The sequence below is a fragment of the Sphingosinicella sp. genome, from assembly GCF_013911755.1.
Classification (GTDB): Bacteria; Pseudomonadota; Alphaproteobacteria; order Sphingomonadales; family Sphingomonadaceae; genus Sphingosinicella.
The window spans coordinates 1-13,801 of record NZ_JACESP010000020.1 but is presented as its reverse complement, the minus strand read 5'-3'; the positions used below and the strand labels follow the sequence as shown (position 1 = coordinate 13,801).

Below are 13,801 nucleotides of genomic sequence, written 5' to 3'. Positions count from 1 at the left end.
TTTTCGTCACAGTTTGCGTTGTCACGGCAGGCAGTCTCATTTCATTTCTCCTGCACGTTTGGCTGATGCGATGAAGTCCGCAATACGCTCGCCGGCTGAAGCGCCATGAATTTCGAACGCCGCGATGTGGTCGCCGGGCAAGTCAATAAACGTGATGCCGTGGCTGGCTGCGAATTTCCGGCTCGCAGCGTAATAAAGATCGTCGCATCCCATCCAGAAGGCGACCGGCGCCGGAACGCGGGCTACCCCCTCCGCAAGTCCGTCAAGATCGTTCATCCCCTCGATTGCCGACGCGAGGGATGTTTCCTCCGTCTTGCCGACCCATGCAGCTATCTCGGGATTTACTTCCCGCACGAGTGCGATGAGGTACGGACCTGTTATCTCCGCGACGCCCCAAATGGCTGCAGGGGTGTACATGCCGCCGACGACGTCCCAGCCACCGATCGCCAAGGTGGCGACTCTGTCGGGATAATAGGTAGCGAACGCCGACGCCATCCAGCCGCCCATCGAGTAGCCGACGATGTGCGCACGCTCGATGGCCAGGACATCAAGGACCGCCGCGAGGTGTGCTGCGCGCCGCTTGGCAGTGTAGTGCCCGGATTCAACCGGTGCGTCGCTCCTGCCATGGCCCAGCGAATCCGGCGCTACGACCCTGTAGCGCGCGGCAAGCTTCCGGCCGAGGTCGCGCTGCAGAATGTCGGTGCCCGAACCGAAAGCCCCATGAAGCAAAAGCAAGGGCTCCCCCCTGCCGCATTCAACGAAATGGATCCAATGGCCGCCGGCTTCAGCATAACCTGTGTTGAGGGGCGTCTCAGTCTGTTCCACGCTGCTGCTTCTCCATCCCACCGACGTCCGCGTTCAACGCATTGTAGATTCCTCGCTGGTAGACAGGCAGCGCGCGCCTTCCCGCCGCGCCTACCCCGGTGGCGATCGTCGATCCGGACTGGGCGGAGACCGGCACCTGGTGCTGGATCAGATAAATCATGACAAGGTCATTGGCTGGATCGGCCTGCCACCACGTTCCAAAAATTCCTGGCCACGTGTAGGAGCCAGCCGCGCCGCAGGCGTAAGGATTGTCGTCGACGTCTTCCGCCATGGAAAGACCCAGTCCGAATCCGGATTTCTGCCACAGGGGCATGCCCGCGAATGGCACCTGACGCTGCGTCGCAGTGAGGCGGTTGGTCAGCATGCTTTCGACCGTCTCCTGCCGCAGCACCCGCACGCCATCATACTCACCGCGTTGTAGAAGCATCCGGGCAAACCGATGGTAGTCCCCGGCGCTGGAGATAAGCCCGCCGCCGCCTGGCGTGTAGCCCGGCGGTTCATCGTACATGCCCATTTCAACCTTCGACAACCCGCCGGCCGCTTTGTCGTATTCGTAGATGCTGGCGAGCCGGTCACGTTTTGCTGGCGGCAGCCAGAAGTCAGTATCGGTCATTCCAAGCGGTTCGAAAATCCTTTCGCACAGCACATCGCGCAGCGGACGTCCCACGATCCGCCCGATGAGAAAGCCCAGAACGTCCGTCGAATGGCCATAATGAAAACGCTCACCTGGCTGGTAGGTGAGCGGCAGGGTGCCCAGCGCCGCGAGCCATTCGTCCGGCGTCATCGCATTCATCGACGGATTGCCCAGCACATCGAAATATGCCTGTTGGATCGGCCCTTCGGAAAAGAAGCCGTAGGCCAGGCCGGACCGATGGGTGAGCAGGTCCTCGAAGGTTATCGGGCGCCGGGCGGGCTCGGTCTCGTCAAGTGGGCCTGCCGCCGCGCGAAGCACCCGCGGTTCGGCAAGCTCCGGGGCCCACGTGGAGATCGGCTGGTCGAGTGTGATCCGCTTCTCCTCCACCAGCCGCAGCGCGGCTGCAGACGTGATTGGTTTCGTCATCGATGCTATTCGAAACAGCGTATCGGTCCGCATCGGCGACGCCATTTCAATGTCTCGCCATCCGAGAGCTGAGGACTGGACGATGGTCCCCGATTTCGAGGTAAGCGTGACGATTCCGGAAAGCTCACCCCGGTCGATGAATGCCTGCAATGCAGGTTCGACCGCGGCGAGCCTCTCCCGGTCGAAGCCATGGGTGTTGTGGACTGCGTCAGCGATCACGGTCGCGAACCTTTCCGAATGGCGAACCGTTCAGGCTGGGTCAGAACTTGAATTCCGCACTCAGCCCATACATCCGAGGCTGGCCCACGGCGCCGCCCAGACTTGGATTGCCCTGGCTCACGTTTGCCTCGGCGTAGGTGACGTAGAAAGCGTCTGTGACATTGCGAACGAATGCGTCCAGCCGCCAGTTTCCGTCAACTCCGCCAAGGGAAGCGGACAGGTTTAGCACGCCATAGGCTTTCTGCGCGTTGAGTGGGTGGTTAAAGAATGAGAAGTATACCTTGCTCTGCCACTGGTAGTCGGCGCGGAAGATGGCTTGCAGACTATTGCCGATCGGCAAGGTGTAAATTCCAGAGGTCGTAAATTGCCACTCCGGTGCCCGCGTCAGCCTGTTGCCAGACAGGTCGCGCAGACCGAGCTCAGGATAGATCAGGTCGTTCGTCTCGAGTTCGTCGTATGTGGCGTCGAGCCAGGTTCCCGCGGCCCTCAGCATCAACTGATCGGTAGCGGCCGCGTCGATGGATGCCTCAATACCCTTTATCGTGGCGCTGCTCGCATTGATCACGTTCGGCAGCAGTACACCGGTGGTTTCGTTCAGAATGCGCAGGTTTTGCTGCACATTGGTGTAGTCCATGTAGAAGCCGGTCAACGAGGTCTGAACGCGGTTATCCAGCAGATTCGCCTTCACACCCGCTTCGTAGTTCCAGATGAATTCCGGCTCGAATTCGTCGAACGTACCGTCCGAGGTCGCGAAGGCATTGATGCCGCCGGCCTTGAAGCCGCGCGATACACTCGCATAAAATAACAGGTCAGGATTCGGCATGTAATCGATCGCGAAGCGGGGCGTGAAAGCTTCCCAGGCACGCTTCGCGTCCACGGTCGGCAGTGGAAAACCGGCAAAGAAATCGACTTCGCGATAGTGTTTTTCATCGTGGGTATAGCGACCGCCGACGGTAAGTCGCACCTCGTCGGAAAGCCGGTAGCGCCACTGCGTGTAGAAAGCGAATGAGTTCAGGGTCTGGTCGGCGGTGAAATCGAACGTATCCACCGGGAGGCCAGCACTGGGCAGCCCGAACAGCAGGGGCTCGTGCGATTTAGAGTTGAGGTAGATGCCCCCGAGGATGAGATCCAGCCTGTCCGATAAGTCCGTGGTCAGCGTCACCTCCTGAGACCGCTGCTCGACGTCGGTTTCCAGATAATCGAAGACTGCGAGAGTATCGACCAACGCGCCACCGAACTGGCCGCTGTTCTTGTTCGCGACATAGCCAGTAATCGAGGTGAGATTGGTGGTGAGACCAAGGTCCCAGCTTAGCCGCAGAATTCCCTTTTCGCCCTCGACGCGGCGATTCGATGGGTAGTTGGCGCTAAATGTTCTCGCCTCCCTGTCATAGTCGACCGAACCGATCGCCTCGGCATAGGACGGCCGGTCAGGCCTTGCGCGGCCGAGACCGAAGATCATCGGTGAGGAATCGTCGATAAACTTCTCAAGGATAAGGCTTGCCGTGAAATCGGGGCTGAATTTGGCGAGAAGTGTAGCCCGCGCCTTGAAATTGTCGGCATTGTTGAACGTCTCGCCGGTGAGCGTGTTCGTGGCCCAGCCGTCCGATCTTTCCCGGCGGACCGCCAGCCGTCCCAGGAGGACATCGCCTGCAAGCGGGCCGCTTATCATGCCCTCAGCCATCCGGTAGTCGAAGTTGGCGACCGCAGCCCTCACGCGCCCTTCGAATCGGCTGGTCGGCAAGGCGGAATAAATGTTGATGGTGCCGCCGGTTGCGTTGCGCCCTGCAATGGTCCCCTGGGGACCCCTCAGCACCTCGATGCGCGCCACATCCATGAATGCGGCATCGAACATGGTCGGACTTGAAAAGGGGACACCGTCCTGTGCGATGGAAACGCCGGGTTCGGAACTTATGTTGATAAGCTCGGCGCCCACCCCGCGGATGGAAACGAAGTTGTCGATTGGTCCTTTTCCGAACTGGAGATTGGGCGAGACCTGCTTCAGGCTTTCGATATCGGTGACGCCGGCGTTCTCCAGCTCTTCTCCGGTAAAGGCCGAAATCGCGATGGGGACGCTCTGGGCACTTTCAGCACGTTTTTCCGCTGTGACGATGATTTCACCCAGCCGCTCGATGTCAGCCTCACCTTGTCCTGCTGGGTTTCGGCCGGAATTCACATCCTGTGCTGAGGCATGCGTTGCAGCCGCGGCCAAAGCGATGGTGGTGAGCACGCACGAAGCGAGCTGTGCCCGGGCGGAAATGAAGCGCATTTCTTTCTCCCCAAAAAGAATCTGTTCATTTATTTAGCACTAAGTCAGTGAAATTGGTACGGCATTGATGGCCCGCTTGCAAGTCCCTTCGCTTTCGCTCTTCCGATCCCAGGAAGATGCTGGTTTATTCAGTGGTAAATGAGCTAAGTATCAGGCGTTTGCCGAATAAGCCGGACAGAGCAGAGCTTCCCAGCGACGGGTTGGCTTCCGGCGTCGAGCAATCGGAACCGCAACCAGAGTCAGAGGTCATGACCGCAGCACCCAGACCAGCCAACCGCAAGACTCGCGCCGAACAGCGCGCGGCGACATTGAAGACGATCCTGGACACCAGCGAGGAACTGTTTGCTCAACTCGGCTATTTCGGTGTCACCATCAAGGACGTCGCCAATCGGATGGGCACACATCCGGCGCTCATCCATTACTATTTCGACGGGAACGACGCCAAAAAGGCGATGTTCGACGCAGTGTTCGAGCGTCGCGTGGCCTATGCGGTAGAGGCGCGAACGGCGGGGCTGGATGCCTACGAGGCGGAGGTGGGCGACCGTCCGACGATCGAGGGGGCGCTCCGAGCCTATTACGACAGCGCTTTCGACGTCTATATGGACGACCACGACAATTGGCGCAGCTTCGGGCGGATCTTCGCTCAAGTGAACAACGCGCCCGGTTATGGCGCGGAAATGATGGACGCCTACTTCGATCCCCTTGTGCTTCGACTGATTGGCCTTCTGCAGAAGGCCAAGCCCGATGCCTCGCCGGAAGACCTGTTCTGGAGCTTCCAGTTCACCTCCGGCGCCTATTCGCTGATCCTTTCGCGGACCGGACGAATCGACCGCCTTTCAAGCAACCTGTGCAAGTCCGACGATTTCGCTGCTGTCCGGGAGCGGTTTGTGACGTTTATGGCGGGCGGTTTCGAGGCCCTGTACAACCGACGCAAGGGCGCAAAGTAAGCTGGACGTCCCAGGTCCGTTGGTGAGCAAGCGCTCATCGGCCCATGTTAGCGAGGCGTTCATCGCGCAGGGCGGATCGGCGCACTTTCCCGGCGTCGTCGCGCAGCGATTGCATAGTGAACTCAATGGACTTGGGAAGTTTGTAGCGGGCGAGATGATTGGAAACGAATGAGAGGAGTTCCTCCTGTTCGATCGTTGCTCCCTCAACGGGCTGCACGATCGCATGGACTAAGGCGCCCCATTCCTCGCTTGGAAGCCCGATCACCGCACTCGTGCGGACATCGGGATGCGCATCGATCGCGGCTTCGACTTCTGCTGGATAGATATTGGCACCCCCTGATATGATCAGATCGTTCCGGCGATCCGACAGGTAAAGGTAGCCTTCTTCGTCGATCGACCCCAAGTCGCCGTTGGATTCCCATTCACCGATCCGTCGCGAGGGACTTTCAAGGTATCGATACGTCGATCCTACCCCGGTATCCGGCCGAAAATAGACCTCACCCACCTGGCCCGTGGGGCATTCGCGGCCCTCTTCGTCCAGGATTTTCATGCGGAAGCCTTCCCGCACTTTTCCGACCGAGCCTTCGTGTTCGAGCCAATCTTTGCCAGAAATGATTGTTGAGCCAATCCCCTCTGTGCTTCCATAATACTCCCAGACCCGTTCGCTGCCGAGCCAGTCGATCCAGGCCTTCTTGAGCCATGGCGCGCATGGCGCAGCCATGTGCAGCATCATCCGAAGGCTGGGCAGGGAAAAGCGCGACAGGATATCGGGGCCCAATTGCCAGATGCGGTGCATCATCGTGGGCACCATCGTTACCCAGTTGACTCCGTACTCCTCGATCAACTCCAGCGAGCGCAGCGCATCGAAACGCCCCATCTCCACGATCGTCGCGCCGACGAACAGGCCCATCGTGATGCAGTGGAAGGGAGCATTATGGTATAGCGGTCCGGGATTGAGGATAACGTCTCCCGGCCTTTGGCCGAGAAACCCGTTCTGCGGGTTCCATCGCGCCGCCATGGCATCGACGATGACCTTGGGCCGCCCGGTTGACCCTCCGCTGGTCATGGCCTTCCAATGGGACGCCGTCGCTTCGGGCAGAGGTTCCGCCGACAGATACTCATGCGCGCGTGTTGATCCGGGGACCGACGGAAGATCGGTCCGGGGTGATTCGCCGACGAACAGGCTTGGCCGGACGATCTCCAGGATCGCGTTTGCCTCCGCCGGCGGCAGCTTTGCCGAAACGATGTTGGGCGTGGCGCCCAGCTTCCAGATTGCGAACACTGTTTCGTAGAAGTCGAGGCCATTCGGCAACGACACGGTTACAAAATCGTCCTTGCGGACGCCGTGTCTCGCCAGCAGCCGAGCGCGCCGGTTAGATTTCGCGTCGAGTTCGGCGAAGGACAGCCGCTTATCGCGAAAGATCAGTGCGATCCGGCCAGGTCCAGCGGATGCATGGTATTGCAGCAAGGATGCCAGAGGGATCTCGTCAGACATGTCCTGATTTCCTGTTTCAGCTTTGCCGTGCGTGTGCGTGACGATGCTCTCCTTTCGGATGCATCTACTGGTTGATTTAGTGCTAAGTTAATATAATTGTCGCGCGGGTGAGGTAAAGCGCATCTTGAAAGGCTTGAAGGACCTAACCGCCCATCAGGCCCTGATACAGGGCGCCGAGGCTTGGCAGCTCCCGGACGTGGCTGCGCCTGACCGAGCCTGGGTGACAGACATCACCTACATCCGCACCCTGGAAGGCTTCGCCTAGCTGGCCGTCGTGATCGACCTGTACTCCCTCGCGTGGTAGGCTGGTCGATGCAGAGCCGCCAGACCGCCGATGTGGTGCTGCCGGCTCTGCACATGCGGTATGGCGGCGGAAACCGAAGCAGCGGGTGCTGATCCACTCGGATCAAGGCTCGCAGTTCACCAGCATGGACTGTGGGCCGCGCTTATAAGGGCCATACAAAACACGCGAGGATGCCCGGCAGGACGTGTTCGATTATATCGAGATGTTCTACAACCCGGTGCGCCAGAAAATCAGGAACAGGATGCTGTCGCCCGTCGAGTTCGAACGGCAGCAAATATTGAAAGCAGAAAGCGTCTAGAAGACTAAGGGCTACTCAGTTGTAGCCCCGGCCAATCGTCCCAAGCGCAGTGGCATCTCACGCACAAAAGAAAGGCCGCCGATTAAGGCGACCGTTCTTCACTTGAGCTGGAGGCTCAGCGCTGACGCTCGTTCTGGCTGTCTTCACGGCGCTCGGGCTGGCCCTGCTGGCGACGCTGATCGTCAGGGTTGCTCTGTTCCTGTTGAGGATTTTTGCCGGGCTGTTGGCCGGGATTCGGGTTCGGGTTCTGATTTCCCATGGGACTTCCTTCCAATTGATCCGCCGGAACGCGGACGTTCTGGAGAAACGGGAAGCATGCAAACCCGTTCCATGAAACGGGGTGAACCGATCATCATGGCAGGCCTGATGCCGCTGACCGAGAAGTGATGCGGGAGAGAGCCGCGCCGGAAGGGCCGACGGTGGGAGCCGTTCCGCCCACCGGGCCCGAGGGATAGGTCAGGACAATCAAGATCGGGCGCGTGATCGCCCCGGCGGCGCGCCTGCACGACGCGCCCTCAAAACGTCCCCGCTTTCGGTGACTTGAACGTGATGGCTGCTCTGAACGACGATCAGCACAACAGAAATTGCGTTTCCAGGGGGCGAAACGGAGGTGGCGTCTCGCCGGTCCGGAACGGGAAGCCATCTGAGGGTGGTTCAGGAGGGGGAATGACTATGCGAGTGAGGACGGATACGGCGTTCGGAAGCAACAGTTTACGAGTGACATCGATGATTGCGCTGCTTGCATCGGCAATACAGGCGCGGGCGCAAGAAGGTCCGGCTGTCGCGGCGGACGAAGCGGTCGACGGCGGCATCGGGGAGATTGTCGTCACGGCGCAGAAGCGCGATCAGTCAGTGCAGGACGTGGGCATCACCATGTCGGTGCTTTCGTCGGAGGCGCTGGCAAACGGCGGTGTCACGTCGGTTACCGACATTGCCGGCATGGTACCCAACGTGCAGGCGAACTATGGCGCGGGCCAGGTCGCGTTCAATGTGCGCGGCATCGGCACCAATGAGTTTTCGGCGAATCTTGATTCTCCAATCGCGGTGCATCTTGATGAAGTGTACCTTATCCAAGACCTTCATGACCGGGCTTCTGCTGTTCGATGTCGACCGGGTAGAGGTGCTTAAGGGGCCCCAGGGGACGCTCTTCGGGCGGAATGCCACTGGGGGCACGGTCAATTTCTTCTCGCGCCGACCGCAGACAGATTTCGGGGCAGGGGCGAATGTCAGCTACGACAACTACCGCACCGTGCGTTCAGAAGCCTATGTCACCGGGCCGCTTGGCGGCGATTTTTCGGCGCGTCTTTCCGGCCTCTATGTCGATCAGGACAAGGGCTATTACCGCAACCTCACGCTCGGCCGCCGCGAAGGCGAAGAGAAGAAGTGGGCGCTGCGCGGGCAGGTGGCGTGGGATAACGGTGTCACGAATGCGCTTCTCACGGTGAACGCCGGGCGCCAGTGGGGCACGCTGCAGCCTTACGAAGGCGTCGGCATCTTCACGCCGGGTTCGCTTGCGGATGGCGCCCCGGTGCTCTGCGCGCCCTATGCGGCGGGCGCTGCGTCAGGCGCTGACGTGGGCTGCGTGCGCGGCACGGACGGCCTCTTTCCGGGCGACGACGATCCGTACACCTCGAACAACAATCGCCTGCACACGGTAAAGAACAAGAGCCTCGGCACCACGCTACGCATCGAGCACGATCTCGGCGAGAGCACGCTCACCTCGCTCTCCAGCTATCAGCATTTCCGGCGGATGCAGCACGAAGATTCAGACGGAACGCCGGTCGATACGCTCGATGTCGATTACTACAACCGCATCAACCAGTTCACGCAGGAGGTGCGTCTCACTTCCTCAGGCGAGCGGACGTGGAACTATGTCGTCGGCGCCTACTACGAGCACGACGATTACAAGAACGGCGACTATCTCACCGTCGGCTACGGCGCGGCGCCCGGCTACTACAGCCCGTTCACGCAGAAGGTGGATGCGCTGGCGCTGTTCTTCCACAACGATGTCGCGCTCACCGATACGCTCGGCCTCACCGCGGGCGTGCGCTACTCGCGTGAGAAGGTGAGCTTCGACGGAGGCACCTACGCGGGCACCGGCCGCACTGGAAGCCCGATCCGTCCATCTGCGATCATCGCGACGCTTGCCGAGGCGGATGAATCGCGCACCGATGACGCCGCGACGTTCAAGGTCGGCATCGAATGGAAGCCGGTGATCAATTCGGCCTCGGTCGATAAGCTGATGGTGTTCGCGAACGCCTCCACGGGCTTCCGTTCGGGCAGCTACAATGGCGAATTCGTCGGCAGCCCGGAGGCGCTCACCTCGCTCGCACCCGAGAAGATCACGGCGTACGAGGCGGGCTGGAAATCGATCCTGTTCGGCCGTTCGCTGCTCTTCAACGCGTCCGCCTATCACTACAAGTTCACCGACGGCTTCATCAACGTCGACAGCACCACTTCGCCGATCCCGATCACCATCAACGCGGCGAACATCTCCACCTACGGCGTCGAATTCGATCTGCAGTGGCGGCCGGTGGAGCAGCTCAGCTTCGGCATGGGTGGCGGTTGGCTGCAATCGAAGATCGACAGCGACATCAGCACCGGCGGCCTAAGCCTGAAGGGCAACCGCACCGTGCAGTCGCCCCGCTGGACCTACAATGCCCAGGCGACCTTCACGCAGCCGCTCGCCGGCGATCTCGAACTCGCGCTCACCGGTGATGCGAACTATCGCTCCGCGCAGTATTTCGAAACGACCAATTCGCCGAACAGCCTCGAGCCGGGCTACTGGCTGGTGAACGCGCGGCTGGCGCTCAACGGGCCGGATGATCGCTGGTCGGTGGGCTTCTTCGCGAAGAACCTGACGAAGACGACCTACCGCACCTATGTGAACGATCTCGCGGCCTTCGGCTTTCTGCTTAACATCCACGGCGCGCCGCGCACCTATGGTGTCTCGGCCTCGTTCAAGCTGTGAGCGCGGCAATGCAGGCCCCGTCCTCCGCTTGCGGCTACCAGCCCGGGTGGATTGATGATAGTCGTACGACGACGACTCGGTCACGGGCGAGTGATAGCGCCCCGGCTGGTCGCGGGCAGGGAGGCCGGAAGCGATTGAATCCGGGGGCAGGCGAGCTCGGTGTGATCGGACGCTTCATGTCCGACATCGATCGTGCGCGCTGTGTCGACGAAGCGGTCGATGTTCTACACGATGTCATCATCGGCCTTGGCTTCCCGCAGCTCGTCTACGGCTGGACGCGAACGCCGTGCCGCGTGGACGGCAAGTGGGCGGCAGTGCCGCTGCACACGCGGAACTTCCCCACGAAATGGGATCGTGACTGGGAGCGCCATAGCCCCCACGATCCTTATTTCCGGAACTCCTACGTCACCGGCGAAACAGACTGGAAGGACGTGCGGGATCGGCGCGAGGAGCTGAGCGTCGAGGAGCAGGCCTGTATCGATTATGCCGCCGATTGGGGTCTGCATCAGGGCCTTACCGTGCCGGTGGCGAGCCGCGGTCGCTTCGCTTTCGTCACGGCGGTGGGTGACCCCACGAACGGCAGCCGATGGCAGGATTCGGTGGGGGCCGCGCGGCCGCTTCTGAAGCTCGTGGCGCACTATTTCGACAGTGTCGTCGCGCAGCGCTTTCACGAGATGCCGGCGACCGCGCGTCCGCTCAGCGAGCGCGAGCTCGAGTGTCTCGCCTGGTCGGCACGCGGCAAGACGATCGAGGATATCGCCACGATCATCGACATCTCGCCCGAAACCGTCCGCATCTACCTGAAACGCATCAACCAGAAGCTCGATACGGTGAACCGGGCGCACGCCATTGCGCGTGCGGTCGCGCTCGGCCTGATCGACATCAAATGAAGTCGGGCCGCGCGCGGCCTCTTTCATCCACACGCGATCAGGGACGGGCTTTTCCACCCGGCGTTCGCGCTTGCCAGAAGGACATCGGCGTCATGGAGTATCCCGATCCGGTCAGGGACAAGCAGCTCGATTATTTCGCGGCGTTCGACCAGCGCATCCGCGCCCGCCTGCGGAGCCTAGTCAGCGATGCCGTGATCGAAGAGCATCGCCAGCGACCCCTCGGTCAGCATTCGGACGCGCTCGAACGGCTGCTCAACTATTTCCGGCGCGGCGGCATGGCGGGTAAGCTCGGCATCTTCCAGCCCGATCCGGCGGTGCCCGAATACCGGCTCGTCGTGTTTCCCGGGAGGCGAGGCGTGCCCGCGGCGGTGGAAGACGAGGTCTTCACTTCGCTGAATGCCGCCTATCATGCGGTGTTCCTGCGCCGCATCGCCCAGCTCCAGGCTGAATGAAAGAGACCACCATGAACAGACTGCTCGGCTATGCAGACCCGCTTGCGACACGCGCGGGCGAAACCGTGTCCTTCATGCTCTCCGCTGACGCCGCGACGCGTGCCGAAGTGCAACTCGTGCGCCTTCTCCACGGCGATGTGAATCCGGCCGGCCCCGGCTTTGTGGAGCAAGAGGTTGCCTCAACGCTGCCCGCCGAAATCGAGGTCGTGCCGCAGGCGATCCATCGCGGATCCTACGCGGCAGTGCCACCGTCTGATATGCTCGCGGATCTGCCGTCTGCCACGCTGCATGCCTTCATCTGTCCCAGCCTTCCGGGCGCTGGCGAGCAGGTGCTCCTCAGCTGCGGCGACGGCGCGGCAAGTGGCTACAGGCTGCAGATCGGTGCCGACGGTCGGCTCGGCATGCGCGTTGGCGGTGCTGAGCTGGCGCTCGACCGGAAGCTGGTGGCGAACTGCTGGTATTTCGTGGCTGCAAGCTGGGACGCTGAAACGGGCCGCATGGCGCTGATGCAGAAGAGCCGCATCAACCGCTGGAATTCGAAGATTGGCCCCGTTGCGCCCTTCGACTTCGACGACAGCGCCGAAGGCGAAGGTGTCGTGTTCGTGCCGGCATCCGGCGCGCGCTTCCTGATCGGGGCATCGGCGGGTGATACGCCGTCAAATTTCTACAATGGCAAGATCGACCGTCCCGGCGTGCTCGGCGGCGTGGCGTCTGCCGATGTGCTTGCAGCGATAAGTGAAGGCAAGGGACTGCCCGCAGCCGCGTCCGTCGCGTTCTGGGACACGACCGCAGGCTACACCGATACCGGCATCGGCGACGTGATTGAGGATATCACCCCGTCGAAGCTGCACGCGCACGGCGTCAACCGCCCGATCCGCGCGATGACCGGCTGGAACTGGAACGGTCGCGAGGACAGTTTCCGGCTCGATTCCTCCCAGTACGGCGGCATAGCGTTCCACGAGGATGCGCTCATCGATTGCGGCTGGCAGGCGACGCTCCGCTACTCCATTCCCGCCGACCTGCCGAGCGGCGTCTACGCGCTCCGCATCCGCAGCGGCGAGGCCGAAGACCACGTGCCGTTCTTCGTGCGCGCCGCGCAGCCGAAGGCGCCGATCGCGGTGCTGATGCCGACCTTCACGTATCTCGCCTATGCGAACGAGCATCTCGCTTTCGATGCGCCGATCGCGCAGGCGATCTGCGCCAACACACCCGTGGTGACGCCCGAGGAGTTGCAATGGAAGGAAGCCGAGGAGTTCGGGCTTTCGACCTACGACGTGCACAGCGACTACGCGGGCGTGTGCTATTCGTCGTGGCGGCGGCCGATTCTCAACATGCGCCCGCGCTACCGCATGCCCGCAACCGGCGTACCGTGGGCATTCCCGGCTGACCTGTCGCTGATCTGGTGGCTCGATCATGCCCGCTATGACTTCGAGATTTTGACCGATCACGATCTCGATCGCGAAGGACTGGACGCGCTCCGGCCCTACCGCGCCGTTCTCACTGGAACGCATCCAGAATATTATTCATCGTCCATGCTCGACGCGACCGAAGACTATCTCGCGCGCGGAGGGCATCTGCTTTATCTCGGCGGCAACGGCTACTACTGGGTCACCGCAGTGCGCCCCGAAGAGCCGTGGTGCATCGAGGTGCGCAAGCTCGACGTGGGTTCACGCGCATGGCAGGCGGCGGCGGGCGAGGGTTATCTCGCAACCACCGGCGAGCGTTCGGGCCTCTGGCGTTCGCGTGGCCGTCCGCCGCAAAAGATCGTCGGCGTCGGCTTTACTACCGAGGGTATGGATGAAAGCCAGCCCTTTGAGCGCTTGCCCGATAGCTTTGATCCCGAGGTGGCGTGGATTTTCGACGGTATCGGGGAGAACGAGCTGATTGGCGATTTCGGCCTCGGTCTCGGCGGTGCTGCGGGCCTTGAGCTCGACCGCTATGATCTCGCGCTTGGAACACCGCCGCACGCACATCTGCTCGCGGCCTCGTTCAACCATTCGGACAACTACCCACTTGTCTCCGAGGAAGTCGCGTACGCTTTTCCTGGCCGCGGCGGGACGCAGGATCCTCAGGT

At 61.5% G+C, this 13,801-nt stretch carries 11 protein-coding genes and 1 pseudogene; 7 read left to right on the top strand and 5 right to left on the bottom strand.

What is annotated here, in order from left to right; all coding sequences use genetic code 11:
* Positions 1 to 36: 36 nt before the first annotated feature.
* Genes H2052_RS13515 through H2052_RS13505 form a run of 3 tightly spaced genes read right to left on the bottom strand, consistent with a single transcriptional unit; the run spans position 37 to position 4,370 of the window.
* Positions 37 to 825 (bottom strand): alpha/beta fold hydrolase, encoded by a 789-nt coding sequence (locus H2052_RS13515; RefSeq protein ID WP_293782552.1) that lies wholly within the window; start codon positions 823 to 825, stop codon positions 37 to 39.
* Positions 812 to 2,104: a serine hydrolase domain-containing protein gene (locus H2052_RS13510; RefSeq protein ID WP_293782550.1), complete on the bottom strand. Its 1,293-nt coding sequence runs from the start codon at positions 2,102 to 2,104 to the stop codon at positions 812 to 814. The genes H2052_RS13515 and H2052_RS13510 overlap by 14 nt, the downstream gene beginning before the upstream one ends.
* 40 nt (positions 2,105 to 2,144) lie before the next feature.
* Complete coding sequence (locus H2052_RS13505) at positions 2,145 to 4,370, bottom strand: TonB-dependent receptor (protein ID WP_293782548.1); 2,226 nt, start codon at positions 4,368 to 4,370, stop codon at positions 2,145 to 2,147.
* A 116-nt stretch (positions 4,371 to 4,486) separates the two neighbouring features.
* Here H2052_RS13505 and H2052_RS13500 point away from each other — a divergent pair, with 116 nt between their 5' ends.
* Positions 4,487 to 5,317: a TetR/AcrR family transcriptional regulator gene (locus H2052_RS13500; RefSeq protein WP_293782546.1), complete on the top strand. Its 831-nt coding sequence runs from the start codon at positions 4,487 to 4,489 to the stop codon at positions 5,315 to 5,317.
* A gap of 34 nt (positions 5,318 to 5,351) precedes the next feature.
* Here H2052_RS13500 and H2052_RS13495 read toward each other — a convergent pair whose 3' ends face one another.
* Positions 5,352 to 6,812, bottom strand: a complete 1,461-nt coding sequence (locus H2052_RS13495) for an AMP-binding protein (RefSeq protein ID WP_293782544.1) — start codon at positions 6,810 to 6,812, stop codon at positions 5,352 to 5,354.
* 202 nt (positions 6,813 to 7,014) lie between these two features.
* Between H2052_RS13495 and H2052_RS13490 the strand changes: the two are divergent.
* Positions 7,015 to 7,414 (top strand): annotated as a pseudogene (locus H2052_RS13490) (DDE-type integrase/transposase/recombinase); the annotation flags it as partial.
* A 115-nt stretch (positions 7,415 to 7,529) separates the two neighbouring features.
* On the opposite strand, the gene H2052_RS13485 reads toward H2052_RS13490, so the two are convergent.
* Positions 7,530 to 7,673: a hypothetical protein gene (locus H2052_RS13485; protein ID WP_293782542.1), complete on the bottom strand. Its 144-nt coding sequence runs from the start codon at positions 7,671 to 7,673 to the stop codon at positions 7,530 to 7,532.
* 467 nt (positions 7,674 to 8,140) lie between these two features.
* Here H2052_RS13485 and H2052_RS13480 point away from each other — a divergent pair, with 467 nt between their 5' ends.
* From H2052_RS13480 to H2052_RS13460, 5 genes are all read left to right on the top strand, one after another.
* Entirely contained in the window at positions 8,141 to 8,542 is a 402-nt protein-coding gene (locus tag H2052_RS13480; RefSeq protein WP_293782540.1) for a TonB-dependent receptor plug domain-containing protein, read from the top strand.
* Entirely contained in the window at positions 8,496 to 10,385 is a 1,890-nt protein-coding gene (locus tag H2052_RS13475) for a TonB-dependent receptor (protein WP_293782538.1), read from the top strand. Before H2052_RS13480 ends, H2052_RS13475 begins: the two co-directional genes overlap by 47 nt.
* A gap of 161 nt (positions 10,386 to 10,546) precedes the next feature.
* Positions 10,547 to 11,275: a LuxR family transcriptional regulator gene (locus tag H2052_RS13470; protein WP_293782536.1), complete on the top strand. Its 729-nt coding sequence runs from the start codon at positions 10,547 to 10,549 to the stop codon at positions 11,273 to 11,275.
* Positions 11,276 to 11,367: 92 nt separating this feature from the next.
* Entirely contained in the window at positions 11,368 to 11,727 is a 360-nt protein-coding gene (locus H2052_RS13465; RefSeq protein WP_293782534.1) for a hypothetical protein, read from the top strand.
* A gap of 11 nt (positions 11,728 to 11,738) precedes the next feature.
* Positions 11,739 to 13,801: N,N-dimethylformamidase beta subunit family domain-containing protein (locus tag H2052_RS13460; protein WP_293782532.1), on the top strand; the 2,063-nt coding region annotated here is incomplete at its 3' end.

Excerpts from the sequence above, each read along its gene's own strand:
- H2052_RS13505 (WP_293782548.1), bottom strand. The coding sequence starts at position 4,370 with ATGCGCTTCATTTCCGCCCGGGCACAGCTCGCTTCGTGCGTGCTCACC.
- H2052_RS13500 (WP_293782546.1), top strand. The coding sequence starts at position 4,487 with ATGCTGGTTTATTCAGTGGTAAATGAGCTAAGTATCAGGCGTTTGCCG.
- H2052_RS13495 (WP_293782544.1), bottom strand. The coding sequence starts at position 6,812 with ATGTCTGACGAGATCCCTCTGGCATCCTTGCTGCAATACCATGCATCC.
- H2052_RS13485 (WP_293782542.1), bottom strand. The coding sequence starts at position 7,673 with ATGGGAAATCAGAACCCGAACCCGAATCCCGGCCAACAGCCCGGCAAA.
- H2052_RS13480 (WP_293782540.1), top strand. The coding sequence starts at position 8,141 with ATGATTGCGCTGCTTGCATCGGCAATACAGGCGCGGGCGCAAGAAGGT.
- H2052_RS13475 (WP_293782538.1), top strand. The coding sequence starts at position 8,496 with ATGACCGGGCTTCTGCTGTTCGATGTCGACCGGGTAGAGGTGCTTAAG.
- H2052_RS13465 (WP_293782534.1), top strand. The coding sequence starts at position 11,368 with ATGGAGTATCCCGATCCGGTCAGGGACAAGCAGCTCGATTATTTCGCG.